Source organism: Paenibacillus typhae (assembly GCF_900099765.1).
Classification (GTDB): Bacteria; Bacillota; Bacilli; order Paenibacillales; family Paenibacillaceae; genus Paenibacillus_AQ; species Paenibacillus_AQ typhae.
Genome location: NZ_FNDX01000019.1, coordinates 17,334 through 41,592, shown reverse-complemented (window position 1 = coordinate 41,592; position 24,259 = coordinate 17,334). Strand labels below are relative to the sequence as shown.

The following is a 24,259-nucleotide window of genomic DNA, read 5'->3' as shown; positions in this document are numbered from 1 at the left end:
TAGCATGGGCGAAACGGTCCGGGATTTCAAGCGGTTCCTGAGGAAATCTTGGTGCGCACTGAATGCAGCTATTATTCCTGACCCGACAGCCGTTGACGGATCTGATCACCGTATTCCGTAAAAATGCTGCTGTTTTCGAGACCGCGCTCACGGAGCAGCTGCTGCAGGCGCAATCTTTTTAATGACAATTTGGATTCAAGGGATTTCTGCTCCGATGAGTTTGCATTGCCGCTGTTACGGCAGGCTGCCAGTAATTCTTCCAAAGTCACGCATTCCGCCCGCAAAGTCAGCTCTTCCGGCAAAATCCCGGCATTTTTCATAATCTTAAACGACATCCGCAGCTCTTCGGGAACGCCTGACAGGTCTTCGAGCTCCAGCGGCTTGCCATGCCCCGGCAAATCTGCAAATTCCCCGTTTCTCATTGCCTCCTGAATCCGTTGCTCCGCCAGCCATGACAGCATTGGCCCATCCCCTCTCCCATTGTTTACTTACAGTTCAGCAGAAGCCTGCTTCAGCAGGTCAGCAAACAGCTCATAATTAACCGGCTTCCCTTCCAGCAGCTTAGCTGTTAACCGTTCCGGCTTGCCGGGCTCGAACACACCTTCCGGCACTTCAAGTCCTGCTGCGTTAAAAACAGTAAAGGTAACCCATCCCTTCGCAGTTGTTATAACCGCTGCATATTTGCCGTTTTTGAGAAAATGCGGTTTGCCGTACTGTATACGTTCCTGCACATCCGGAATAGAATCATGAACGAGCTGACGCAGCCTGTTGCAGATATCTAATTGCCAAGGCTGTTTTACACCATTGATAAAATCAGTAACTTCCTGATTCATAGGCTCCTCCTCCAGATTCATAGTATGCACAGATTTTACCATACCCTGCTCACTTTACAACCCTGCGCATCACAAACAGCCCTACCCCGGTAAGATCTGCCCGAAGTATGGCTGTCGCTTAATTCTTATATTTCACTACTTGCTTTACTACCTTAGCTTAACAGTGACTCTGCACCATCAATGACAATCTGCGCCCCGGTAATATGAATGGATTCATCGGAAGCGAGGAAGGAGACAAGATCGGCTACATTCTCCGGCTTACCCGGGCCATCGGCCAGTGGCTGGGCTCCTTCCGGGAATTCGATCGGGATGATGATTTCTTCTACGTCTTCATTGAATTCGGTTGATTCATCAATATTGGTAGAGATCGCACCCGGACAGATAACGTTGACACGGATTTTGAATTTGGCCAGCTCCAGCGCAGCCATTTTGGCAAAAGCCACCTGCCCCGCCTTGGTCGTGCTGTACGGTGACCAGCCAAAGCTCGTAAACCGGGTATTTCCGTTAATCGAGCTTGTAATAATGATACTGCCCTTGCCTTTTGTCTTGAGATGCGGAATCGTATATTTGAGTGTCAGGAACGTTCCTGTCAGGTTGACGTTGATCGTATTCTGCCAATCCATGAGGCTCAGCTCCTCGATCGGCCCGACCACACCGTTAATTCCCGCGTTGGCAAAAACAATATCCAGGCTGCCGAAATGCTCAATCGTTCTGCGTACCGCTTCCTCCATCCGTTCAGCATCAGAGGTATCGACATCAATAGCCAGCGCACAATCCTTGCGCAGCTTGTTCAGCTTCTGTTCCAGCACCGATGTGCGTTCATTAACCAGGTCAAAAAGAGCTACATTGGCGCCTTCGCGCGCCATCTGGATCGCTGCCGCTCTGCCGATCCCGGAGCCCGCACCTGTAATTATGGCTGTTTTACCGATAAACCGCTGTTTTTTAGCTATATTTGGGCTCATATGCACACTCTCCTTCCACATCATCCATATTCGTGATTCTGTTTCAAGATTACCCAATTGCGGCTCAATTATAATCACCCTTGTGCAAATTTTGCACAAACATTGTGCAACTGTGCCAAAGCAGGTGCCTGAAGCCGGCTTTATGCCCTTTTATATACAGGCTGTTAAGGTCTGCTCCGGCTATTTCATAGGCAATTTTGCACCTCATTCCGCCTATTTCACTTCTCCCGGCCCCATGTACGTTACATCCCTGCCGCCAGTATAAACATAAAAACCCCACAACGTGGGGCTTTTGGGCTTAACCATATCAGGGGGGACTTCTATGATCTGCTGCTTGCCAGCTCCATTCCCTCAGCTGTCCAGCTTACGTACATCCACCTTAACGCTAAGTGTCCCGGCTCCGCCGCGGTAAACACCTTTTACCGGTACAATATCCTTATAATCCCGGCCATGGCCCAGCTTGATGTAGCGCCAGTTCACTTCTGCATTATTGGTCGGATCAAAGCCAAGCCAGCCTGTTCCGGGTATATGCGTTTCGACCCAGGCATGCGAGGCCTGCTCGAAATCGGCATTACCGCCCTGCAGATCGCCGACAAAATGGTATCCGCTGACATACCGTGAAGGAAGTCCGACACTCCGGCAGACGGCGATCATCAGATGCGCATAGTCCTGACAGACGCCGCGCTTGAGCTTGAGCGCTTTTTTTACCGTAGTATTTACACTCGTCGCTTCGGGATCATAGGTAAACTGCTCATAGATCGTCGAGGACAGCTTTTTGGTCCAGGCATACATATCATCCGCTGCATCAAAAGGGTGCTGAGATGCAAACTCCACCAGCTCCGGCGTAACCTCCGTGTAACGGGTCGGCAGAATGAATTCGATGTACCGGTTCTGGAACTTATCATCATTCAGCAGCTTAACCTGATCTTCAAGCGGGATATGCGGCAGGTCGGCACCTTGTGCTTTATCAAGTGTCACGACAGTCGCCTTCGTATGAATCACCATCTCTGTATGCGGCTTGTTCACGGAATAAGCGTGCACCCGGTTACCGAAAAAGTCCTCATATGTCAAAAGGTTAGCCGCCGGAATCACCTCGACCTCATGGTGATAGCAGGACTGCCGGTAGTTGGTGCGCGGCGTCAGACGGATTTCATTGACACTGTCCGTAACCGGCTCCGGATACGAGTAGGTGGTTGTGTGGTTGATTTGAATTTTCATACATAGGCTCCTTCACGGCGAAAAAAGGCGCCCTCCATCGTTCTCCCCAGCCGCTGGCAGGAGATCATCAGGGAATGCAGGACATCAAGGGCGAGATCGCCGGACATCTCCTCTTTTTCCATATAATCCAGCTCGGCCTTAATCTTGCCCGCCTGACGGATCACCTTCTCATGTCCTGAGCCCTTTTCTGAAGAATCCAGCTCCAGTCTGGCCAGATGCTCCTCCAGCTTGTGGAACGAGAAGCGCACCGAACGCGGGAAACGTGCATTAACGATCAAGAATTCCAGGATGCACTCCGGTGACATATCATCGGCATAATAACGGCGGAAGGCCTGATAGCCGCTTACCGATTTCAGCACAGCCTGGAGCTGGGTATAGATGGTGCTGTTCTCTTTAGATTTGCATGACTCTGTGACGGCCTGCAGAATCCGTGTTGTATTCTCGGCCCGTTCCAGAAACCGTCCGCTTTCGATAAAATGCCATTCGTTTCCCCGCAGCATTACGGACTGCTCCGCGCCGAGAAACATAGCCGCACGCTCTTTGACTTGCTGGTAGAACTGATGCGGACCGCTCATAATATCCGCTACGGATTGCTCCCCAAGCCAGAGATTAAAGCCGTTAACGATGTCCCACAGCTCGCTGGGCAGATGCTGGCGCAGTGTGCGCAGGTTATTCCTCGCCTGATGCACACACGAGAATAAAGAATTGGAATTGCCCAGATCCAGTGTGATAAAGGACAGCACATCCTGCTCGGAAAAGCTCTCAAACTGCTTGAGATACTCATTTCTGACCCCTAATGCATCAATCAGTCTTGACCATTTATGCCCTTCCGACTGAAAATCCTCCTCCTGCTGAATATGATAATGGACATCGATCAGCCGTGCATGGTTCTCCGCCCGTTCAATATATCGTCCGATCCAAAACAAAGCCTCCGCGTTGCGATTCAGCATCGTTATCACTCCTCCGCTCCCACATTTTGATGCCGCACTTTGTCTTTCTAAAGCCTGCTGCCTTGTTACGCAATCAGGCCATAACCCAGGTATCCTTTACTCCGCCGCCCTGTGATGAGTTTACGACGAGAGAGTTTTCTTTCATTGCTACCCGGGTCAGCCCGCCGGGGATAACATGCGGCTTGCGGTCCGCTCCCATCAGCACAAATGCGCGCAGGTCGATATGGCGCGGTACCATTTCTGCACCGGATAATACCGGCGCCCGTGACAGGGACATGATAGGCTGGGCTATATAACGGGCCGGGTCGGCAAGAATCTTAAGCCTGAAGTCCATTAGCTCTTCCTTCGTCGCTTCGCTACCGATCAGCATCCCGTAGCCGCCGGAAAGCGATGTTTCCTTGACTACCATTTCCGGTAAATGATCCAGCACATACTGGCGTTCCTGCGGCCGTGAGAGCAGATAGGTCGGCACATTGCCGAGGATCGGCTCTTCGTTCAGGTAATAACGGATCATATCCGGAACATAGACATACATGGCTTTATCATCAGCCACTCCGGTTCCGGGAGCATTGGCGATTGCGATATTGCCGGCCCGGTAAGCATTCATCAGACCGGCAACGCCCAGCAGTGAATTCGGCTGAAACGCGAGCGGATCAATATAATCATCGTCCAGGCGGCGATACAGCACATCGACCCTGCGCAGGCTGTTCATTTCCCGCAAATAAATTTTGTGGTCCTGAGCCACAAGATCCCGTCCTTCAACCAGATGAATGCCCATTTGCTGCGCCAGAAAAGCATGTTCGTAATAAGCAGAATTGTATTGCCCTGGGGTCAGCAGGGCTATTACCGGATCTTTTGTCCTCGACGGAGACAGGCTGCGGAGTACCGACAGAAACCGGTTGAGACTGTGATCCACATCCCGGACCCGGCTGGCAAAGGCCAGTTCAGGGAAGAGCTGGTTCATCAGGGACCGTCCCTTGAACAGATACGAAAAGCCGGATGGAGTGCGAAGATTATCTTCCAGAACATAATACTCCCCGTCATGATGCCGGATCAGGTCAATACCCGAAGTAGTCACGTACGCCCCGCCGGGGACACGGAGCCCCGACATTTCGGGACGGAAATAGACATTGCTGATGATCATCCGCCGGGGTACAATCCCGTCCTTTACAATGTATTGTTCATGGTAGATGTCATGAATGAATAAGTTCAGTGCGGTAATCCGCTGGATGATCCCGGCCTCCAGCCGCTCCCATTCTCCCTTCGGGATAATCCGCGGAATCATATCGAAGGGAATCGTCCGCTCCATCGGCTGATCCTGGGCCGGATTATACAGTGTAAAGGTAATTCCTTCTTCCATCATCCTGCGCTGCATCAATTTCTGCTTGGCATGCAGCTCTTCGGGGCTCATCCCGGAAAACATGCGGCTCACATGTCTGTAATGAGGCCGGATACTCCGTTCATCAGCATACATTTCATCGTAAAAATGCTCCAGCGGATACGGAGAAATACCGGGCAAAGGATCTAATTTGGACATGAGCCCGACTCCTTTCGGATATTCAGATGTGTTATGTTTGTTGACGGAAAGCTTAAAATTTATAGATTTAATCACGAAAAACTTTGATTCTACTCTCATAATACGTAAATGATATTCTTGATGTCAATATATATAACAGCAAAATGGAGTTTATGAACCATTCCGCATAAATGGAATCGCTTCCTTTCTCCTGAGTGTATTTTCCGGGTGCTGTAACGTTAAGGATATAATGAATTGTATGCGGGAGCGCTGACAAGCAGTACTATTATGAATTTTTCATATGTTGTTATTTAGATATAATGTCCGTAAAAAAAGAACCCGTTCTCCAGCCTCTGCCGGTAAACGGGTTCTTTCCGATTTTATTAAGTCAGAATCTATTAAATTCTTATTCCTGCTCTTCTCCGGCCTCAGCCGCTTCCTCGCTGATCATTCCGGCAAACAGGGCATGGACGAACTGGCTGGAATCAAAGGTCTGCAGATCCTCCATCTTTTCCCCAAGGCCGACCAGCTTCACCGGCAGATTCATTTCCTGGCGGATTGCCACAACGATACCGCCCTTTGCTGTACCGTCAAGCTTGGTCAACACAAGTCCGGTAACACCGCTCTTTTCACCGAACAGCTTGGCCTGGCTCAGCGCATTCTGACCGGTCGTTGCATCAAGCACCATCAGCACTTCGTGCGGCGCGCTTGGAATCTCACGCTGAATGACCCGGAAGATCTTATTCAGCTCTTCCATCAGGTTCGTCTTATTCTGCAGACGACCTGCTGTATCACAGATCAGCACATCCACATTCCGCTGCTTCGCTGCCTGTACGGCGTCGAACATTACCGCTGCAGGATCAGAGCCCGCCTGCTGCTTGATTACATCCACTCCAGCCCGTTGACCCCATACCTCAAGCTGCTCGATCGCTCCGGCACGGAAGGTATCCCCCGCAGCCAGGAGCACCTTTTTGCCTTCCTGCTTGTAGCGGTGAGCCAGCTTGCCGATTGTCGTAGTCTTCCCGACCCCGTTGACTCCGACAAACAGAATGACGGTTATGCCGTCCGGGTTCTCCTTCAGGCTGTTGTCATCATCGCCGCGCAGCAGCTCCATCAGCTTGCGGGAGAGAATCGGCTGCAGCTCCGAAGCATCCTCAATACGCTTCTGCTTCACTTCACCGCGCAGCTCCTCAACCAGCGTCATAACTGTGTTAACGCCTACGTCAGCGCCGATCAGGATTTCTTCCAGTTCCTCATAGAATTCCTCATCGATCTTTTTGCGGCGGATAATCAGGTCAGAGACCTTCTCAACGAAGCCTTTACGCGTTTTCTCCAGCCCGTCACGGAAGCTTTTGGTTACACTTTCCGTTTTGCCGGAAATGCTTTCTTTTAATTTCTTGAAAAAGCTCATTATGGTCCCCCTCTAAGTTTGGTTCTATACTATGCGATTATCGCTTCCTCATCCTCCAGCTTCACGGAGACGAGCTTGGACACGCCGCCCTCCTCCATGGTGACACCGTACAGCACATCCGCTTCCTCCATCGTGCCCTTGCGGTGGGTAACGACGATGAACTGGGTCTGCTCCGAGAATTCGCGCAGGTATTGGGCAAACCGGACAACGTTGGCCTCATCCAGCGCGGCCTCAACCTCATCCAGTACGCAGAACGGCACCGGCTTCACCTGCAGAATGGCAAACAGCAGCGCCATTGCCGTCAGAGCGCGTTCCCCGCCGGAGAGCAGCTGCAGATTCTGCAGCTTTTTGCCGGGCGGCTGTGCAACAATATCGATGCCTGTCTCCAGCATATTCTCCGGATCAAGCAGCTGCAGATCGGCCCGGCCGCCGCCGAACAGCTTTGAGAACACCGTTCCGAATTCACGGCGGATAGCGTCAAAGGTCTGTTTGAAGCGTTTGGACATCTCTTCTTCCATCTCATGGATAACATGGTACAGGGTTGTTTTGGCTTCAACCAGGTCATCCTTCTGGCTGCTGAGGAAGGTATAACGTTCATGCACACGCTGATATTCCTCAATGGCACCCAGACTGACTTCACCGAGTGCGGAAATACTGCGCTTCAGCCGCTGAACCTCCATTTGGGCTGCCGGCACATCCTCCGGTACCGGATAACGCTGTTTGGCCAGCTCATAGCTCAGCTCGTAATCCTCACTAAGCTTGCGCAATATATTGTCCAGCTCCACATCAAGCCGTCCAACGGACACCTCGGTTGTGCGAAGCTTGTCCTCAACAGCGCGAAGCGCCTGCCTCTGGTCTTTGGTCTCTCCTTCGGCAAGCTCAAGCCTGCGTGTCAGCGCAGTGCGGTCTGCGCGGGCAAGATCAAGCGCTGCCGCGCTTTCATCCCGCTTCAGCCGGTAGCTGTTCAGGTTCTCCTGCTGCTTCACTGCTTCACGGACGTTCTCTTCCAGATCCTGCTCCATAGTAATGAGAAGGCTGCGGCTCTGGCGCAGCTCTTTGTCCTGTGATCCGGCATCCTGGCGCATCCGGCGCAGCTGCTCTTCCAGTGAGAAAATCTCCTGGTCCAGCTTGCCTTCCGTTACCTTCATGCCGGTCAGTTTGCTCTGCAGCTCCTCCTTGACCGATTCGCTCGCTTTGCGTTCCGACTCGGCACTGCGGATCGCCTCATGGGCTGCCTGCTCTTCCTGCTCCAGCCGTGTCAGCTCAGCTACCGCTTGTACCCGGCTTTCCTCCAGCGCCTTCACTTCAGCTTCAAAGCCGCTGCGCTCCGCACCGGCCCCATCCACCTGCTCCTGCACGTGGCGCAGCTCCTGCTCAAGCTGCTTCAGATCGCCGGCAACCCGCTGCTCCTCCAGACGCTTCTCATCCCCGTCATGGCGAAGCTGCTCCAGCTTGCGTGAAGCACTCTCCTGCTCCTCCTTCAGCCGGCCGATGCCCTGCTTCAGCTTGGCGATCTGTCGCTCGCTCTCCTCAATCTCTCCGAACAGCTGATCCATCTGCCGTTTGCGGCTCAGCAGACTGTTGTTCTTCTTGTGCTGGCTGCCTCCGGTCATCGAGCCGCCGGCATTAACGACATCCCCTTCGAGGGTTACAACCCGGTAGCGGTATTGGCATCTGGCTGCAATCTTATTGGCCTGCTCCAGATTCTCAGCGATGACTACGTTGCCCAGCAAGCTTCCTACGATACTGCTGTATTTGTCCTCGAAGCCAACCAGCTCGGCGCCGATGCCGACAAAGCCGTCCGCCCCTTCAATCATGCTGCGGTCACTGCCGGTGATCTGGCGCGGCCGGATGACATCCAGCGGAAGGAAGGTAGCCCGTCCCAGCTGACGCTGCTTGAGGAAGGCTATTGCCTGGCGCGACACTGCTTCGTTCTCCATAACTACATGCTGCACCGAAGCACCCAGTGCAGTTTCCACTGCCATTTCCAGCCGCTCCGGTACGGAAATGAGCTCTGCCACAGCGCCGTGAACACCGCTAAGCTGGCCTTTGCGGGCCCCCTTCAGCACTTCCTTGACGCCTAGCATGAAGCCGTCGTAGTCGTCCTGCATTTCTTTCATCGTCTCATGCCTGGACACCTGCGCCTCACGCTTCTGCTCCCATTTGCGCAGGCCTGACTGGGTCTCTTCAATCAGCTTATGCCGTTTGTTGGTCTGCTCGCTTTCCGAAATATAGCTGTTGCGCAGCTTGGAGATCTCGTTGCCAAGCTGCGCAATTTTGTCCTTCAGCGTTTTTTGGGATAGGGACAGTTCCTCCAGACGCGCAGTCCATTTGCCGCTTTCTTCCCTGCTCCGGCTCATCCGCCGCTCCAGGCTTTCTTTTTGCTGGTCCGCATAGCGGATTTCATTGCGGGCCTGGGCCATCAGGTTCATCAGTTCAAGCAATGCACTTTTGAGCTGCTCTTCCTTACTTTGGCTGATGCCGCCGGCGACGCCTTCCAGCCTGCTCTCTTCCTCGGCAATCTGCCTCCGGAGACCCTCCAGCGCCTGACGGGCCTGCTGCAGCTTCAGCTCCAGCTCGGCCAGCTCACGCTGCCGGTCTGCCGAACGCTCACCTACGGAACCGAGCGTGGACAGCAGCTGTTCACGGTTGGCTTCCAGATTCTTTTTGCGCTCCTTGAGCACTTCGCCATAGCCTTCGCTCTTTTCATAAGCTTCACTGTAACGGAGCAGCTGCTCCTGCAGCTTCTCTACCTGCTCCTCTAATGTCCGCAGCTCAGCCCGTCCGCTTTCCAGCTTGGCATCATGGGCAGATACAATGGTAGACAGCTCCAGCTGTTCCTTATTCAGTACCTCAAGCCGTGCATTGCCTTCCTTCCAGGCCGTATGAATCCCTTCGATCTGATGAACATAGACCGATATTTCCTGCTGTTTGAGCGCTTCCCGCAGCTCTTTATACCGGATCGCCTTCTCGGACTGCTCCTTCAGCGGACCAATCTGGTCCTCCAGCTCACTGAGCAGATCATGAATACGCAGCAGGTTCTGCTCCGTCTCATCCAGCTTGCGTCCTGCGTCTTTTTTGCGCGATTTATATTTAACAATCCCTGATGCCTCTTCAAAAATCCCGCGCCGGTCCTCGGAACGGGTACTGAGAATTTCCTCAATGCGGCCCTGGCCGATAATGGAATACGCTTCACGCCCGATACCGGTATCCATAAACAGCTCTGTAATATCCTTCAGCCGACACGATTGCTTATTGATCAGATATTCACTTTCACCGCTGCGGTGCACTCTCCGGGTCACTGTAACCTCGCTGAAATCCAGCGGCAGCACGTGATCTTCATTATCCAGAGTCAGCGAAACCTCGCCATAGTTCACCGCTTTGCGGGCATCGCTGCCGGCAAAGATAATATCCTCCATCTTGCCGCCGCGCAGTGATTTGGCGCTCTGTTCACCAAGCACCCAGCGGATCCCGTCGGATATATTGCTTTTGCCGCTGCCGTTTGGCCCTACTACAGCGGTGATGCCGCGAACAAACTCCATTTCGGTTTTGTCGGCAAAAGATTTAAAGCCAGCCAATTCGATCCGTTTCAAAAACATAACTCGCCTATCACCTCTGACCTATTATAACATAGCGTTTCTGAAATAACCCCACAAAGTGGGGCCTATAATGGATGCTGTACCATAAAACGAAAAAGAGCAGCAAAGGTCTGACCTCCGCCTAAACGCCGGCATTCAGACCATTGCTGCTCTCCTCCGCTAATTGCTTGGGGTAGCCTTATCTTGTACGATTGCAACTACAGCTTCAAGCACCGTCTTCCTTCAGCCGCAAAAGCGCAGCTGCCGCAGCCTGCTGTTCTGCCTCTTTCTTGGAACGGCCATTGCCTCTGCCGAGTGACTGGCTGGCCATATACACCTCAGAAACAAATTCACGCTCATGCGCCGGTCCACGCTCTTCAATAATCCGATATTCCAGCGTACCTAAACCGTGATGCTGTATCAGCTCCTGAAGCTCTGTCTTGAAATCGCTCATCTGCATTTGCAGCTTGCCGTCCGTCTCCACCAGCGGAAAAACATGATTATCCAGAAAGCGGCGCACTGTCTCCAGGCCCTGATCGAGATAAAGCGCTCCCACGAAGGATTCAAACACATCGGCCAGCAAGGCCGGGCGGGTACGTCCGCCCGTAAGTTCTTCCCCTTTGCCCAGCAGCACAAACCGGCCGAAGCCCAGGCTCTCGGCAAACTTGACCAGAGAAGGCTCGCAGACAATTGCGGCTCTCAGCTTGGTCAATTCTCCCTCAGGCCTGTCCGGCAGCAGGTTGTACAAATATTCGGAAACCGTAAGCTCCAGCACGGCATCGCCCAGAAACTCCAGACGCTCATTGTCCTGATGCTGGTTGAAACGGTGTTCGTTCACATAGGATGCATGGGTAAAGGCCTGCTTCAGAAGTACAGGATCGTGAAATTGGATTTGAAGTTGGCTTTGTAACTGCTTCAGGTCTCCTTTCACTGCTCTGTTCTCCCCTTACTGTTTGTATTTTTTGAGAATAACGGTAGCGTTATGTCCCCCGAATCCGAACGAGTTGGACATAACAATGTTAAGATCAGCTTCACGAGGAACGTTCGGAACATAATCCAGGTCACATTCCGGGTCCTGGTTGTCCAGGTTTATCGTTGGTGCAATCATATTCTTCTGCAGGGAAAGACCGCAGATGATCGCTTCGACGCCGCCGGCAGCACCCAGCAAATGTCCGGTCATCGACTTCGTTGAGCTGATTGCCACCTTGTACGCATGGTCTCCAAGCGCCTTCTTCACGGCTGTCGTTTCGGACTTGTCGCCGGCAGGCGTAGATGTTCCGTGCGCGTTGATATAATCGATATCCTCCGGATTAATTCCGGCGTCACGGATGGCCATCTTCATGCAGCGTGCTGCACCGTCAGGATCCGGGTCGGTCATGTGGTGGGCATCCGCGCTCAGGCCGTAGCCGATAACTTCGGCATAGATCTTCGCCCCGCGCTTCTCGGCATGCTCCAGCGATTCCAGAATCAGAATGCCGGCACCTTCACCCATTACAAAACCGTCACGGTCTACATCAAACGGGCGGCTTGCCTTCTCAGGCTCGTCGTTACGGGTGGACATGGCTCTCATTGCACAGAAGCCGGCCATGCCTGTCGGACGGATTGTCGCTTCGGAACCGCCGCAGATCATCGCATCCGCATCCCCGCGCTGGATCAGCCGGAAGGATTCACCGATGGAGTGGCTTCCTGTTGCACAGGCGGTAACGGTTGTTGTATTAGGACCTTTGGCGCCGAGGTTAATCGACAGCTGTCCGGAACCCATATTGGCAATCATCATCGGGATAAAGAACGGACTCACACGCTTGGGCCCTTTTTCGAGCAGCAGGTTGTGATTGTCTTCCCATGTTCCCAGACCGCCGATGCCGGAGCCGACGGATACGCCGATCCGCTCTGCATCAATATCTTCACCGATCTTGAGTCCGCTGTCTCTCAGCGCATCCTCACCGGCTGCTACTGCAAACTGCACAAAACGGTCCATCTTGCGGGCTTCCTTGCGGCCGAAACGCTCCTCCGCATCAAAATCCTTAACAGAAGCTGCAATTTTGGTGGTGTAGTCACTTACATCAAATGAATCCACCGTTGATACTCCGGACTTGCCGTTCATCAGGCTATCCCAGAATGTATCCAAATCCTTGCCCAGGGACGTTATAACGCCCATACCGGTAACAACCACTCTATGACTCAAACGCAATCACCCCATCTGTAGGCTGTATACTTCATTTCTAGCGAAGCACTGCTCTCTGAAATCTCTATATAAACTGCAATCCCCGCAATAGCATGTCCTGCCTGCGGTTCTGTAATTTTCTCCGGATAAAGGTGCACCGTGGCCACCTTTGGTCTTTCAAATGATGTGTAAAATGAGGAGAAGTCCCGTCCCCAGGGGGGCGGGACCCTCAATCATATGACTCTAGGTATGAGATTGTATGTACTTCACAACTTCACCCACGGTCGTAATCTTCTCTGCATCTTCATCAGAGATTTCCATGTCGAATTCATCTTCCAATTCCATAACCAATTCTACTACATCAAGAGAATCAGCACCCAAATCATCTTTGAAAGACGCTTCTAATGTTACCTCCGCTTCATCGGCACCCAAGCGGTCGATGACAATGCGTTTTACACGCTCCAATACATCGGACATCCGGTTCACCTCCTCTTTTGGTATTATACGAGATATGAAGTCAAAATACCATAGAGCATAAAAAACGCTTTCCGGCCGCCTCTTCCCGTTCCCTCCATCGCTGTTCCAAGCTTTCTTCAGGCTTACATGTACATGCCGCCGTCCACATGAAGTGTCTGGCCTGTCATATAAGCTGCCCCCTGCGAGGCTAAAAATACAGCCGTGTTAGCAATGTCCTCCGGCCGCCCAAGTTGGGCAAGGGGAATCCCCTTCAGCAGCTCGCTGCGGACTTCATCGGACAGCTCACGGGTCATGTCGGTATCAATGAACCCCGGAGCGATGCAATTCACGGTAATTCCGCGGGATGCCAGCTCCCGCGCTGCCGATTTGGTCATACCGATCACGCCTGCCTTGGCAGCCGTATAGTTGACCTGGCCGGGATTTCCGGTTACGCCCACAACGGAGGAAATATTGATGATCCGGCCGTAGCGCTGCTTCATCATCGGACGTGTAACGGCCTTCAGGCAGTTAAACACACCTTTGAGATTGGTTTCGATGACCTGATCGAATTCTTCTTCCTTCATGCGCATAATCAGATTGTCCCGGGTAATACCGGCGTTGTTAACCAGAATGTCGATTCTGCCCCAGTTGTTGATAACCTCTTTGACAAGATTCTCCGCCTGTTCGCTGCTTCCTACATTCCCCTTGAGTGCGATACCCTCAGAGCCCAGCTCGGCAATACGTGCTACAGTCTCCTGCGCTGCAGCCTCGCTTCCGGAATAGTTCACGGCTACCTTCACGCCATGCTCCGCCAGCGCCAGCGCAATGCTGCGTCCGATTCCGCGGGAGCCGCCGGTAACCAGGGCCGTCTGGCCTTTTAATGCTGAGAACATTCTATATTCCCCTTTCCCTGTGCCCCGTATAAGTTCTGGCAGTTACAGTTCAGCCTGCACACTTTCCAGACTGTTAATGCCTATTACCTTAACCGTCTTGTCGATTTTGCGGATCAGGCCGGCCAGCACGCTGCCGGAGCCGATCTCAACAAAGGTGTCCACACCGTTAGCAATCAGCCATTCTACGCTGTCCTGCCAGAGCACCGGTGAGTATACCTGACGCACAAGCAGCTCACGGATCTCTTCGGGATCACTTACGGGCGAGGCCGTTACATTAACTACGACTGGAACTGCAGGAGCATTAAAGGTTACGCGCTGCAGCTCGGCAGCCAGACGCTCAGCAGCCTCCTTCATCATGGAGGAGTGGAACGGTCCGCTGACTTCAAGCGGAATCGCCCGCTTACCGCCGGCTTCCTTAACCCGTTCTACAACAGCGCTAACGCCTGCCTGAGAGCCGGAAACGACGATCTGCCCCGGACAGTTCACATTAGCAAGCTCTACAGTATTGCCTTCCTCGGAAATACTGCGGCACAGCCCGGCAAGCGCCTCGCGTTCTGCCCCCAGTACTGCAGCCATTGCCCCTTGCCCGCCCGGTACCGCTTCTTCCATGAAACGTCCGCGCAGCCGTACAAGCTGCACAGCATCCTCGTAGGAAAGCACGCCGGCGGCTACCAGGGCGCTGTACTCGCCAAGGCTGTGTCCGGCAACATAATCCGGCTCCAGTCCCTTGCCGGCAAGTGCTTCAAGATACGCTACACTTGTTGTAACAAGAGCAGGCTGCGTATTTACAGTCTGTTTCAGATCGCTGTCCGGCCCCTCAAATACAAGCCGGCTCAAGGAAAATCCGAGCACCTCATCGCCTTTATCAAATACGGCACGGCTCTGCGGCAGTGCGTCATATACATCCTTACCCATCCCGACTGCCTGCGCACCCTGCCCGGGAAAGACAAATGCAATTTTACCCATTGTACAGACTCCTTCACATAACCCGTGCACTGTCCCGCCGCTATCCAGCGGCTGGTGCGGGGTCCATTATTCGTTTACCAGATCAATACGGAAGCTCCCCACGTGAGTCCGCCGCCGAAGCCAACCATCAGCACGGTATCGCCTTCCTTCATCCGGCCTTCCTCTGCCGCCTCTACCAGCGCAAGCGGTATCGAAGCTGCGGAAGTGTTGGCATAACGGTCTACATTGACGACCACCTTCTCTTCCGGCAGATCCAGGCGCTGCATCGCCGACTGAATGATCCGGATGTTCGCCTGGTGCGGAACAAACAGATCAATATTTTCCTTGCCGAGCCCTGCCTTGGACAGAACGCGTTCTGTAGCTGTACCCATTACACGTACGGCGAACTTGAACACTTCACGGCCGTTCATATAAATGAAATGCTTCTTGTCTTCAATAGTCTGGGCGGATGCCGGCAGGCGTGAGCCCCCTGCTTCAAGCTTCAGCAGGCTGCCTCCTGCGCCCTCCGCTCCAAGGTCGAATGACTGGAATCCGCGTCCTTCCGGAACCTCACCGAGAATCACCGCACCCGCACCATCGCCGAAAAGAACGCAGGTGTTACGGTCGGTATAATCAGTAATGCGTGAAAGAGTGTCGGCCCCGATAACCAGTGCATTGTTATACATTCCGGTCTTAATAAAGTTCGTAGCTGTAGCAAGGCTGTAGACAAAGCCGGAGCAGGCTGCAGACAAGTCAAACGCTGCTGCTCCCTTGGCTCCCAGCTTATCCTGCAGTATGCAGGCTGTAGATGGGAAGGATGTGTCCGGAGTAATGGTGGCAACAATAATCAGCTCCAGATCTTCCGCCTTCATCCCTGCAGAGTCCAGCGCTTTGAGCGCAGCTTCATAGGCAAGATCCGAGGTCGCCTCATGCGGTGCCGCAATATGCCGTTCCCGGATGCCTGTGCGGCTGACAATCCACTCATCATTTGTTTCAACTATCTTCTCAAGATCGCTATTAGTCAATATTTGCTCAGGTACATACTTCCCTGTCCCGATTATCCCTACCGAACGCAACTGATTCATCTCGTCACTCACTTCCCGCTAATTTCCTTCGATATGCTGGACACAAGGCCCGCCTGCAGCGCAATCCGTGCCTGTCTGACCGCATTCTTCACCGCATTGCCGTCCGAAGAGCCGTGGCCCTTAACAACCAGGCCGCCAAGGCCCAGCAGCGGGGCACCGCCGTGCTCCTTATAATCCATTTTGCCTTTGAGGCTTCTCAGCTCGGGCATCAGAATCGCTGCGCCGAGCTTCGTTTTGAGGGATTTGCTGAACTGCTCCTTGAGGAGGGAAAACATCGCTCCGGCCGTTCCCTCCAGTGTCTTGAGCAGAATGTTTCCGGCAAAGCCGTCGCAGACAAGCACGTCACATGCGCCTGTGAGCACATCGCGCGCTTCTACATTTCCGACAAAATGAATGCCCGGCAGCGCTTCAAGCAGCGGATAGGCTTCTTTGGTCAGCTCATTGCCTTTACCCGGCTCTGTCCCCACATTCAGGAGGCCGACCCGGGGCCGCGCAATCCCATGCACCTTGCTGCGGTATATACTGCCCATCAGTGCATATTGTGCCAGATGCTGCGGTTTGGCGTCCATATTGGCTCCAAGATCCAGCGCCAGCACGCCGACATCATCAAGTGTAGGAATCATCGGGGCCAGTGCAGGGCGTTCTATACCGTCCATTCTTCCCACAACCAGCAGCCCGGTAGTCATCAGCGCTCCGGTATTCCCGGAAGAGATCATGGCATCGGCTTCACCCTCGCGCACCATCCTTCCCGCAACGACCATGGATGAATCCTTTTTGCGGCGGACCGCCTTTACAGGCTCCTCATCGGAACCGATTACTTCCCCCGCATGACGCACCGTCACGTTCGAAGGCTTATTCTTCAGCAGCGGCTCAAGCCTGGCTTGGTCGCCGACCAGCACCAGCTGGGTATCGCTCCATTCTGCGGCCGCAGACAAAGCACCTTCCACATTGCATTCGGGTGCGTTATCTCCGCCCATGGCATCAATGGCGATCAGCATTGCGGTTTCCCCCTTCGCTGTATTCTTCAACTGCAGAGCGGTATACTACGAAATGACCCTGAAACACAAGTTCTTCCCCGACATACGTAAACACGTCCACTTCGGCCTTGCCGCCCCGGCCGGCAAGTGAACGCACCTGCGCTTTGGCAATACATTTCTCTCCGAGCCGCACCATCCGCACAAACCGGATATCGGCGGAAGCCGTCAGTGCAATCTCATCGTTGATTACAGCCACCGCCAGCGAATTCGCCTGTCCAAACACATAATGGCCGCGGGCGATCCCGTTTCTGGAGAAAACATGCTCTTCACGGATCTCAAAGATGGATATACCGCTCTTGTCCAGCTGCAGATCCACAATGTCACCGACCACTTCATCAGGCGGCAGTGAACGCACCTGATCATAGGAGTGCTCTGCCATCTGCTTCATCCGTTCGCGCAGCTCCGGTATTCCCAGCTCCAGCCTGTCCAGCCGGATCGTCTGGATGCTCACCTTGAGCTGCCGGGTCAGCTCCCGGTCTGTCACAAACGGATTGCCGTCGATGATCTGAAGCAGCTTCTGCTGGCGCTCTTTCTTGGACATCCGCTCTATGGCGGCTCACCTCCTGGCACATGCTCAGGCTGTTCACTGCTCAACCGTCCGGAAGCGGAAGGTTTGCCGTAAACAGCCTGTAATATAAGGATGATTTATGGCGTTACGCCTTTAGTATTCTTATATTTGAACAAAGCATCCGGCCGCGGAAAGGCCGCTGTGATCACTTACGTTATGGTTAAAATTTCATTTTAGAACCAGGTACTAATATGTAGTATAAAGCATCAGCCGCCAAAAATAAAGCATTGACATGAAAGTTACATTTCTAAGGTATCCTCTGCCGGGGCGGTCAGCCCTGTTTCCGGGATTCCGGCAAGCAGAAGGCCAGCTGCAATTGACGTAAGTTATTTATGGATCAAGCGGACAAAACCGCACAAGCAGGGTTGCAGTGTATTTATCGGGCTCAATGGGAGCTTAAACCATCGGTTATCCGGAAGTTTCGCCGGAGGCATAGCAGCAAGCTCAACTGAAAGGGCAAATGAATGCCTAACTGAAAGTTCAACTGAGAAGGTTAACTGCTAGGTCGGTGGGGATTTTCCCGAAAAGGGTCAAGCTCGAGTTCCGCCCAATGTTCCAGCAGAGAGTAACGGACCGGGAAGCCCTTATTGGTGCTTGGAGCCCCTTCCCAGCAGGCTAACGGACTCCAGCGCCGTTAAATACTGATATTGGCCTAGATAATAGCTTCATGAGAGGTAATAAGCGCACTACGGTCCGTTAGACGGGAAATCGCTCTCTTTTGGTGAAAATAAAGGCGCTGGTGTCCGTTAGACTCAAGTATAGACTGACTGTCTGATTTAATGGACGCATAAAAGATAAGCCTAATTGGAATAACGTCACTTAATTCCACTGTTTTGATGCCCAAAGTGGATTCCGGGCTAAAATAAGCAGCGATTTTACAACCAATCACTAGAATTCCGGTTAATGCGTTTAATGCGTGAAATAAAGTGACGACAATCCAATCAGGCTCGGGAAAAACTCTTAAGCCCATAAAAAAAAAGCACCCCACCCTAAGATGAAGTGCTATCTCTTATCACAAACTATTGTTTGATGATTTCTCTAGCTTTGTAAGTTCCGCAAACTTTGCATACGTGGTGAGCCAGTTTCAGCTCTCCGCATTGTTCACATTTCACCATACCTGGTACTACCAGTTTGAAGTGAGTGCGACGTTTGTCGCGGCGAGTCTTGGACGTTCTGCGTTGTGGTACTGCCATGATTATCAACCTCCTGAATTTGTTGTTGACCCGTTATAACCCGGGATTTGTTCTTAGTCATCTTGCTTGGTAAAGAATCCTTTCAACGCAGCAAGCCGGGGATCGACTACTGTGTTGTCGCAACTGCAGGTGCCTTCGTTCAAATTTTGTCCACATGTCTGACAAAGACCAAGACAGTCTGCCTTGCACAATACCGAATCCGGTAAGTGCAGTACGAAGTTTTCTTCCGCATAAGGAACAAGATCCACAATCTCGTCCGTGGCGTAGATGAGTTCGTCATCTTCGTCATCTGGAAGAAGCGGCTGCTTAAGCCATTTGAAAGTCTCAGCAAAAGGAATGTTCAATTTGCTGTTAACCTCGCTGAGGCAACGTGCACATAACATGTCCACATTCCCTTCCAATGTTCCTACCACGTTCACACTATCGGTTCCCGCGGGCAGCGCTTTAAGGTTCACTGTAAGCGGTGCAACAGAAAGTATATCCTTCCGCCCTTTGACAAGCTCGCTGACATCCAGTGTCTCATGGAGGTGCAGAGGCTCGTCGGCATTTGCCAATTTGCGAAAGTGAATCTTCATATTCATCACTCCAAACAAACAAAAATTATTATACCTAGAATTACCGAAGTTTGTCAACCATTTTTCCTTTATATTGTTTCGATAACCGGGACAACTTATGATATAACTATTAACCCAATATATCAAATACGATTTGGAGTGACACGACCAGTGACTACAGTCGGCATCATCGCTGAATATAATCCTTTACATAACGGCCATGTCCATCATTTTAACGAGGCCAAAAGACTGACCGGCGCGGACACGTCCATCGTCGTGATGAGCGGGCCGTTCACCCAGCGCGGCGAGCCGGCGGCGGTGAGCAAGCAGGCCCGCACGGAGATGGCGCTGCATATGGGCGCCGACCTCGTGCTGGAGCTGCCGGTCGGCTATGCCCTGCAGCCGGCCGAGTGGTTCGCCTTCGGAGCAGTTGCACTGCTGGAGGCGACCGGAGTCGTGGACAGCCTGTGCTTCGGCTCCGAAGCAGGCCGTTTAAGCGATCTGCTCGGGCTGGCGGAGTTCCTGGCCGATGAGAGCAGCGAGCTGCAGGAAGAGCTCCGCCGCCGCCTGGCGCTCGGAGCGAGCTTCCCGGCCGCCTTCAGCGCTGCTGCGGCGGCCGTCTGGTCCCAGGCTCCCGCCGGGCACGGGAGCCCTCTAGAGGCCGAGGCGCTGCTGCGGCAGCCCAACAACAGCCTCGGCCTGCACTACCTGATCGCGCTGCGCCGGCTCGGCAGCGCGATCAGGCCCTTCACCGTGCCGCGCACCGGCGCGGGGTTCCACGACCCGCTGCAGCGCGGGTCGTCCATTGCCAGCGCAACGGCGATCCGCCGGCTGCTGCTGGAAGGGGGGTCTCCGGCGGCATACATGCCGGAATATAGCATGTCCATCCTGAAGAGGGAACATGCGGCAGGCAGAGGCCCGATAAGTCTGGAGGACTACCGCAGCCAGCTGCGCCATATCCTCATAACCCGGACCGCTGAAGAGCTGCGGGAGCTCCAGGATATGAATGAAGGGCTGGAGAACCGGCTGCTCAAGGTATTGCCGCAGCTGGATCCATTCACCGTAAGTGGGCTGCTGGATGCGCTAAAAAGCAAGCGCTACACGCATACCCGCCTGCAGCGCCTGCTTGTCCATGCCTTATTGAATCACAGCAAGGCTGAATTGGCCCCGTCCGTATTAGCCGGCGGACCCGGATACATCCGCGTGCTGGGCTTCCGCGAGAGCGGGCGCACACTGCTCAAGAAGATGAAGCAGACGGCAGCCTGGCCGGTTGTTCTCTCACCGGCGCAGTTCACCCATCCCGGACTGGAACGTGACCTCCGGGCCGCCGCCGCCTACGCCGGGGCTTTCAATGAGCCCCGGCGGGCTGATCTGTACGCTGACTATCTCAAGCCGCCGGTGATGCTGTAGCCGGCAGCTTCTCCATATAATCCAGCGCCTCGCCCAGCGTTGATACAGGCACCAGCTTCATCGAGGTGCCTATTTCGTCTGCCTTCGCCTTGGCTTCATCATAGTTCTTGGCTGGCACGAAGAACACCTCTGCCCGCTCGCGGTCCGCAGCAACAATTTTATGCTTAACCCCGCCGATGGCCCCCACGGTGCCTTCGGCATTAATGGTACCAGTCCCGGCTATTCTGTGACCTCCGGTCAAGTCGCCCGGAGTAAGCTGGTTATAGATTTCCATAGTAAACATAAGCCCTGCTGACGGTCCGCCGACATCGGTATCCGTGAAGCTGACCGATTTGCCCGCAACCTTGGGCTCCACCTTCTGGACAGCTCCGATAACTACACCTAATCCCGGTTTTCCTTTTCCGGTATCCGGATCTATTACCTCAACCAATGCTACCTGCTCTGTAATTTCTTTCCCGTCCCGCTGCAGTACCGCCTTCACCCGGTCTCCAATTTTTCTGGATGACAGCAGTGCAGACAAAGCCTGCGGATCAGGGATATGCTGTCCCTCTACGCTGACTATCCGGTCTCCCGGACGGAACTGGTTAGAGTTAGCGGTACCCGGCACAGAGAAAACATACAGGTAGTCCACTACGTCCTCATAAGGGATACCCGCCGCATGATAAGCGGCCTGTACGGCGAAAGACTGTGAGCTGTTCATATAATATACCTGCTCCGCCGCGTATTCCTGCTCTGTTTTGTTTCCAAGACGCGTCTCTTTCAGCACAACCTCACTGTTGGAATTAAAGACTGAGGCGATAAGCAGCGCCACATTGGCATAGCTTGCGGATACCGTGGTCATCATGAAGGTGCCCTTTTCATCCTTGTATGCATTCTCTACCTTGATCATCGGTGCCACCTCAGAGGCTCTCCCCGGCTGATACACAATATAAGGAGTATTCATAAAAACAGTAACATAGAGTATAACCACAAAAGTAAACAAGTAGGCGATCGCGCGGAATCCTACCCGGCGTTTATGCTGCCTCAATGCTATTCCCTTCTTTCCTGCGGCTCTCTGCCTGCTTCAGGCGGCTTGTGACCGCTATGGCATGATGGTTGTCTGCTCTGCATAAATTGATAACAGTCGTAAGCCATGTCTTAACCTATGAAGAGGTGAAGCTCAAAATGAATAACATTAAAATACGGAGAATAACTTCAGAATCGGCGCCTTTTCTGACCGGAGCCGCAGCCATCCTGCTTGCAGCAGCCATCATCTCGTCTCCTGAATCGTCCTTGGCGGCTTCACTGCAGGGCCTCAAGCTGTGGTGGACGCTGATTTTCCCGACGCTCCTGCCGTTCCTTATCCTCTCGGAAATGCTGACAGCCTCAGGCTTCATACACGGCTTCGGTGTATTGCTGGGGCCGCTCATGACCCGAGTGTTCCGGCTGCCGGGCGCCGGTGGCTGGACGCTGGCACTCGGCATGACCGCCGGTTTTCCCGCAGGGGCAGGCGGTGTACAGCAGCTTCATAAGCAGGGCGGCATTTCGGACAAGGATGCCGGCCGCCTCGCTTCACTGGCCCATTTTTCCAGCCCTGTAACTCTAGTAATTGTAGTCGGTTCAGCTTTCCTGCACAGCCCCGCAGCAGGCTATGCCCTGTTAGCCATTCACTGGGTATCCGGCCTGGCCGCAGGATTCACGGCAGCGCTGTTCTCGGGCAGAAGCCGTACAATCGCCGGCAGCCCGGAACCCCCGGCTGTCAAGCCCGCATCATTGCCGTCTAGGGTCCGACAGGCCATGTTTGAGGCACGTGAACAGGACGGGCGCAGCTTCGGCAGGCTGCTGGGCGAATCTGTATCTGCCGCAGTGCAGAGCCTGATGGTAATCGGCGGTTATATGATCATGTTCTCCGTTGTTATCAACATTATCACCGCCTGGTTCCCGCAGCTGTCGCCGGGATTTGCCGCCAGTGTACTCGAGATTCATCTGGGCGCCAATGCCTTGACTTCGCAGGTTACAGAACCGTTTACCTTTGGAGCAATAGGTGTAACCAGCCTTGCACTCCTGTCCGCAGTGCTGGGGTGGAGCGGAATCTGTGGGCAGCTTCAGGCACTGACTGCCCTGAAGCAGGCCAAAGCCCGGTTCCTTCCATATGCTGCCGGACGTCTGCTGCACAGCCTGTATGCTTTCGTCTTGACCTTTGTGCTCTGGCAGCCGCTGAAGCATGTGCCTGCCCCTGTTCTTCCGGTCATCAGCAGCACAGAAACGGCAGGCGATGCCGGAATAACCGGACCGCTTGCCGTCTGGAATATGCTTCCACAGCTGCTGAGCCTGCAGACTCTTCTTTTGCTGCTATTATCTGTCTTGTCAGCAGTTGTATATATGGTTACCTGGCTCCGGCGTCCAGCTGGCTGAATTTGAGCTTCATCGCCTGCTCGACCTCGGGGGTGACAAATTCGGATACATTCCCGCCGAAATGGGCCAGCTCCTTCACCACACTTGAGCTAAGGTAGGAATATTTGGGGTTAGTCATCATGAAGATGGTTTCCACTTCAGGGTCCAGGCTGTGATTGATCGAAGCAGTCTGCAGCTCATATTCGAAGTCGGTAACCGTACGGATTCCGCGCACGATGACCTGTGCGTTCTTTTGGCGGAGATAATTCACCAGCAGATCCCGGAAGCTGTCCACCTCCACATTAGGAAGGTCCGCCGTTGCCTGCCGCAGCAGCTCTGTGCGCTCTTCTACGGTAAACATCGGTTTTTTGCTAAGATTATTCAGCACGGTAACTATAAGCCTGTCAAACTGTTTGGCAGCGCGCCGGATAATATCAATATGCCCCATCGTAACCGGATCAAAGCTTCCCGGATAGATGGCAACACGTTCTTTTCTAATTTGCAGACTCATCGTTACCCTCCCTGCCGCTCTCAGCAGCTTCTTCTGAAGCAGCTTCGTACTGATAGATGGAAATCGCCGTCTCCCCATATATAGCCTGTCTTGTCCGGTAGAACCCCGGAATCTCTTCAGGGTAGGCGTAGCCTGATTCATGTTCCAGTACTATAACCGCATCAGGCCTAAGCAAGCCTTTGCCGGCCAAGGCCAGCATCAACTCATCGCCGTGCTTCATCCGGTAAGGCGGGTCCAGAAACACAAGATCAAAAGCCCTTCCCCGCTTCTCCAGCGCACCAAGAGCCCGTCCGGCATCGTTGCGGTATACCTCTGCCTGCCCCTCCAGCTTTGCTGCCTTCAGATTGGCCCGCACCGTATCAATGCTTTTCTGTTCCATGTCTACAAACACCGCGCGTTCCATCCCTCTGCTCAGCGCTTCAATTCCAAGACCGCCGGTGCCGGCGAACAAATCCAGCGCACTGCCGCCTTCAAAATAAGGGCCAATCATGCTGAACAGCGCTTCCTTCACCTTGTCGGTCGTTGGACGCGTCCCGTTACCCGGTACACTTTTCAAGGGTCTTCCCTTGGCACTTCCCGATACAACTCTCACCGATTCACCT

Annotated in this window: 22 protein-coding genes and 1 pseudogene; 2 read left to right on the top strand and 21 right to left on the bottom strand. The window is 53.5% G+C overall.

The annotated features are described in order from the left end of the window. Nucleotides 1-71 precede the first annotated feature (71 nt). From BLR64_RS16390 to BLR64_RS16305, 18 genes are all read right to left on the bottom strand, one after another. Nucleotides 72-461 (bottom strand): DnaJ family domain-containing protein, encoded by a 390-nt coding sequence (locus BLR64_RS16390; RefSeq protein WP_090715755.1) that lies wholly within the window; start codon nt 459-461, stop codon nt 72-74. A gap of 27 nt (nt 462-488) precedes the next feature. Continuing rightward, nucleotides 489-833, bottom strand: a complete 345-nt coding sequence (locus BLR64_RS16385) for a DUF1801 domain-containing protein (RefSeq protein ID WP_090715754.1) — start codon at nt 831-833, stop codon at nt 489-491. 152 nt (nt 834-985) lie between these two features. Continuing rightward, nucleotides 986-1,795, bottom strand: coding sequence for an SDR family oxidoreductase (locus BLR64_RS16380; protein ID WP_090715752.1), 810 nt, complete (start codon nt 1,793-1,795; stop codon nt 986-988). A 351-nt stretch (nt 1,796-2,146) separates the two neighbouring features. Further along, nucleotides 2,147-3,013, bottom strand: coding sequence for a transglutaminase family protein (locus tag BLR64_RS16375; RefSeq protein WP_090715750.1), 867 nt, complete (start codon nt 3,011-3,013; stop codon nt 2,147-2,149). Continuing rightward, nucleotides 3,010-3,963, bottom strand: coding sequence for an alpha-E domain-containing protein (locus BLR64_RS16370; protein WP_090715749.1), 954 nt, complete (start codon nt 3,961-3,963; stop codon nt 3,010-3,012). Before BLR64_RS16370 ends, BLR64_RS16375 begins: the two co-directional genes overlap by 4 nt. 73 nt (nt 3,964-4,036) lie before the next feature. Then, a complete protein-coding gene (locus tag BLR64_RS16365) occupies nt 4,037-5,500 on the bottom strand; it encodes a circularly permuted type 2 ATP-grasp protein (protein ID WP_090715747.1) in 1,464 nt (487 codons plus the stop codon). A 385-nt stretch (nt 5,501-5,885) separates the two neighbouring features. Next, the gene (gene ftsY / locus BLR64_RS16360; RefSeq protein WP_090715746.1) at nt 5,886-6,890 is read right to left on the bottom strand and encodes a signal recognition particle-docking protein FtsY; all 1,005 of its coding nucleotides are present in this window, start codon (nt 6,888-6,890) and stop codon (nt 5,886-5,888) included. Between the two features lie 29 nt (nt 6,891-6,919). Continuing rightward, entirely contained in the window at nt 6,920-10,489 is a 3,570-nt protein-coding gene (gene smc, locus BLR64_RS16355; RefSeq protein WP_090715745.1) for a chromosome segregation protein SMC, read from the bottom strand. Between the two features lie 205 nt (nt 10,490-10,694). Then, entirely contained in the window at nt 10,695-11,399 is a 705-nt protein-coding gene (rnc, locus tag BLR64_RS16350) for a ribonuclease III (RefSeq protein WP_090715744.1), read from the bottom strand. Between the two features lie 15 nt (nt 11,400-11,414). Continuing rightward, nucleotides 11,415-12,653 carry a beta-ketoacyl-ACP synthase II gene (gene fabF / locus BLR64_RS16345; protein WP_082707985.1) on the bottom strand — a complete coding sequence of 413 codons (1,239 nt, stop codon included), beginning with the start codon at nt 12,651-12,653 and terminating at the stop codon, nt 11,415-11,417. Nucleotides 12,654-12,875: 222 nt separating this feature from the next. After that, nucleotides 12,876-13,109 carry an acyl carrier protein gene (locus BLR64_RS16340; RefSeq protein ID WP_019911228.1) on the bottom strand — a complete coding sequence of 78 codons (234 nt, stop codon included), beginning with the start codon at nt 13,107-13,109 and terminating at the stop codon, nt 12,876-12,878. Between the two features lie 122 nt (nt 13,110-13,231). Further along, complete coding sequence (fabG, locus tag BLR64_RS16335; protein WP_090715742.1) at nt 13,232-13,981, bottom strand: 3-oxoacyl-[acyl-carrier-protein] reductase; 750 nt, start codon at nt 13,979-13,981, stop codon at nt 13,232-13,234. A gap of 42 nt (nt 13,982-14,023) precedes the next feature. Further along, entirely contained in the window at nt 14,024-14,947 is a 924-nt protein-coding gene (gene fabD, locus BLR64_RS16330; RefSeq protein ID WP_090715741.1) for an ACP S-malonyltransferase, read from the bottom strand. 74 nt (nt 14,948-15,021) lie between these two features. Then, nucleotides 15,022-16,011, bottom strand: coding sequence for a beta-ketoacyl-ACP synthase III (locus BLR64_RS16325; protein ID WP_090715837.1), 990 nt, complete (start codon nt 16,009-16,011; stop codon nt 15,022-15,024). 8 nt (nt 16,012-16,019) lie between these two features. Beyond that, nucleotides 16,020-17,009 carry a phosphate acyltransferase PlsX gene (gene plsX / locus BLR64_RS16320; RefSeq protein WP_090715739.1) on the bottom strand — a complete coding sequence of 330 codons (990 nt, stop codon included), beginning with the start codon at nt 17,007-17,009 and terminating at the stop codon, nt 16,020-16,022. Then, nucleotides 16,993-17,589, bottom strand: a complete 597-nt coding sequence (gene fapR / locus BLR64_RS16315; RefSeq protein WP_068725862.1) for a transcription factor FapR — start codon at nt 17,587-17,589, stop codon at nt 16,993-16,995. The genes plsX and fapR overlap by 17 nt, the downstream gene beginning before the upstream one ends. A 1,046-nt stretch (nt 17,590-18,635) precedes the next feature. Continuing rightward, the gene (gene rpmF, locus BLR64_RS16310; RefSeq protein ID WP_019911234.1) at nt 18,636-18,809 is read right to left on the bottom strand and encodes a 50S ribosomal protein L32; all 174 of its coding nucleotides are present in this window, start codon (nt 18,807-18,809) and stop codon (nt 18,636-18,638) included. Nucleotides 18,810-18,862: 53 nt separating this feature from the next. Then, nucleotides 18,863-19,384, bottom strand: a complete 522-nt coding sequence (locus BLR64_RS16305; protein ID WP_090715738.1) for a YceD family protein — start codon at nt 19,382-19,384, stop codon at nt 18,863-18,865. Between the two features lie 150 nt (nt 19,385-19,534). On the opposite strand from BLR64_RS16305, the gene BLR64_RS16300 reads away from it, so the two are divergent. Further along, nucleotides 19,535-20,773, top strand: a complete 1,239-nt coding sequence (locus BLR64_RS16300; RefSeq protein WP_090715736.1) for a nucleotidyltransferase — start codon at nt 19,535-19,537, stop codon at nt 20,771-20,773. Here BLR64_RS16300 and BLR64_RS16295 read toward each other — a convergent pair. Next, entirely contained in the window at nt 20,751-21,800 is a 1,050-nt protein-coding gene (locus BLR64_RS16295; protein ID WP_090715735.1) for a SepM family pheromone-processing serine protease, read from the bottom strand. The genes BLR64_RS16300 and BLR64_RS16295 overlap by 23 nt on opposite strands. Before the next feature lie 137 nt (nt 21,801-21,937). On the opposite strand from BLR64_RS16295, the gene BLR64_RS16290 reads away from it, so the two are divergent. Continuing rightward, the gene (locus tag BLR64_RS16290; protein WP_090715733.1) at nt 21,938-23,167 is read left to right on the top strand and encodes a nucleoside recognition domain-containing protein; all 1,230 of its coding nucleotides are present in this window, start codon (nt 21,938-21,940) and stop codon (nt 23,165-23,167) included. On the opposite strand, the gene coaD is transcribed toward BLR64_RS16290, so the two are convergent. Beyond that, nucleotides 23,139-23,657 carry a pantetheine-phosphate adenylyltransferase gene (gene coaD / locus BLR64_RS16285; RefSeq protein WP_068725855.1) on the bottom strand — a complete coding sequence of 173 codons (519 nt, stop codon included), beginning with the start codon at nt 23,655-23,657 and terminating at the stop codon, nt 23,139-23,141. The two genes, BLR64_RS16290 and coaD, sit on opposite strands and share 29 nt — an antisense overlap. Beyond that, a pseudogene (gene rsmD / locus BLR64_RS16280) lies at nt 23,641-24,255 on the bottom strand (16S rRNA (guanine(966)-N(2))-methyltransferase RsmD); the annotation flags it as partial. The gene coaD and the pseudogene rsmD, both read right to left, overlap by 17 nt. Nucleotides 24,256-24,259 lie beyond the last annotated feature (4 nt).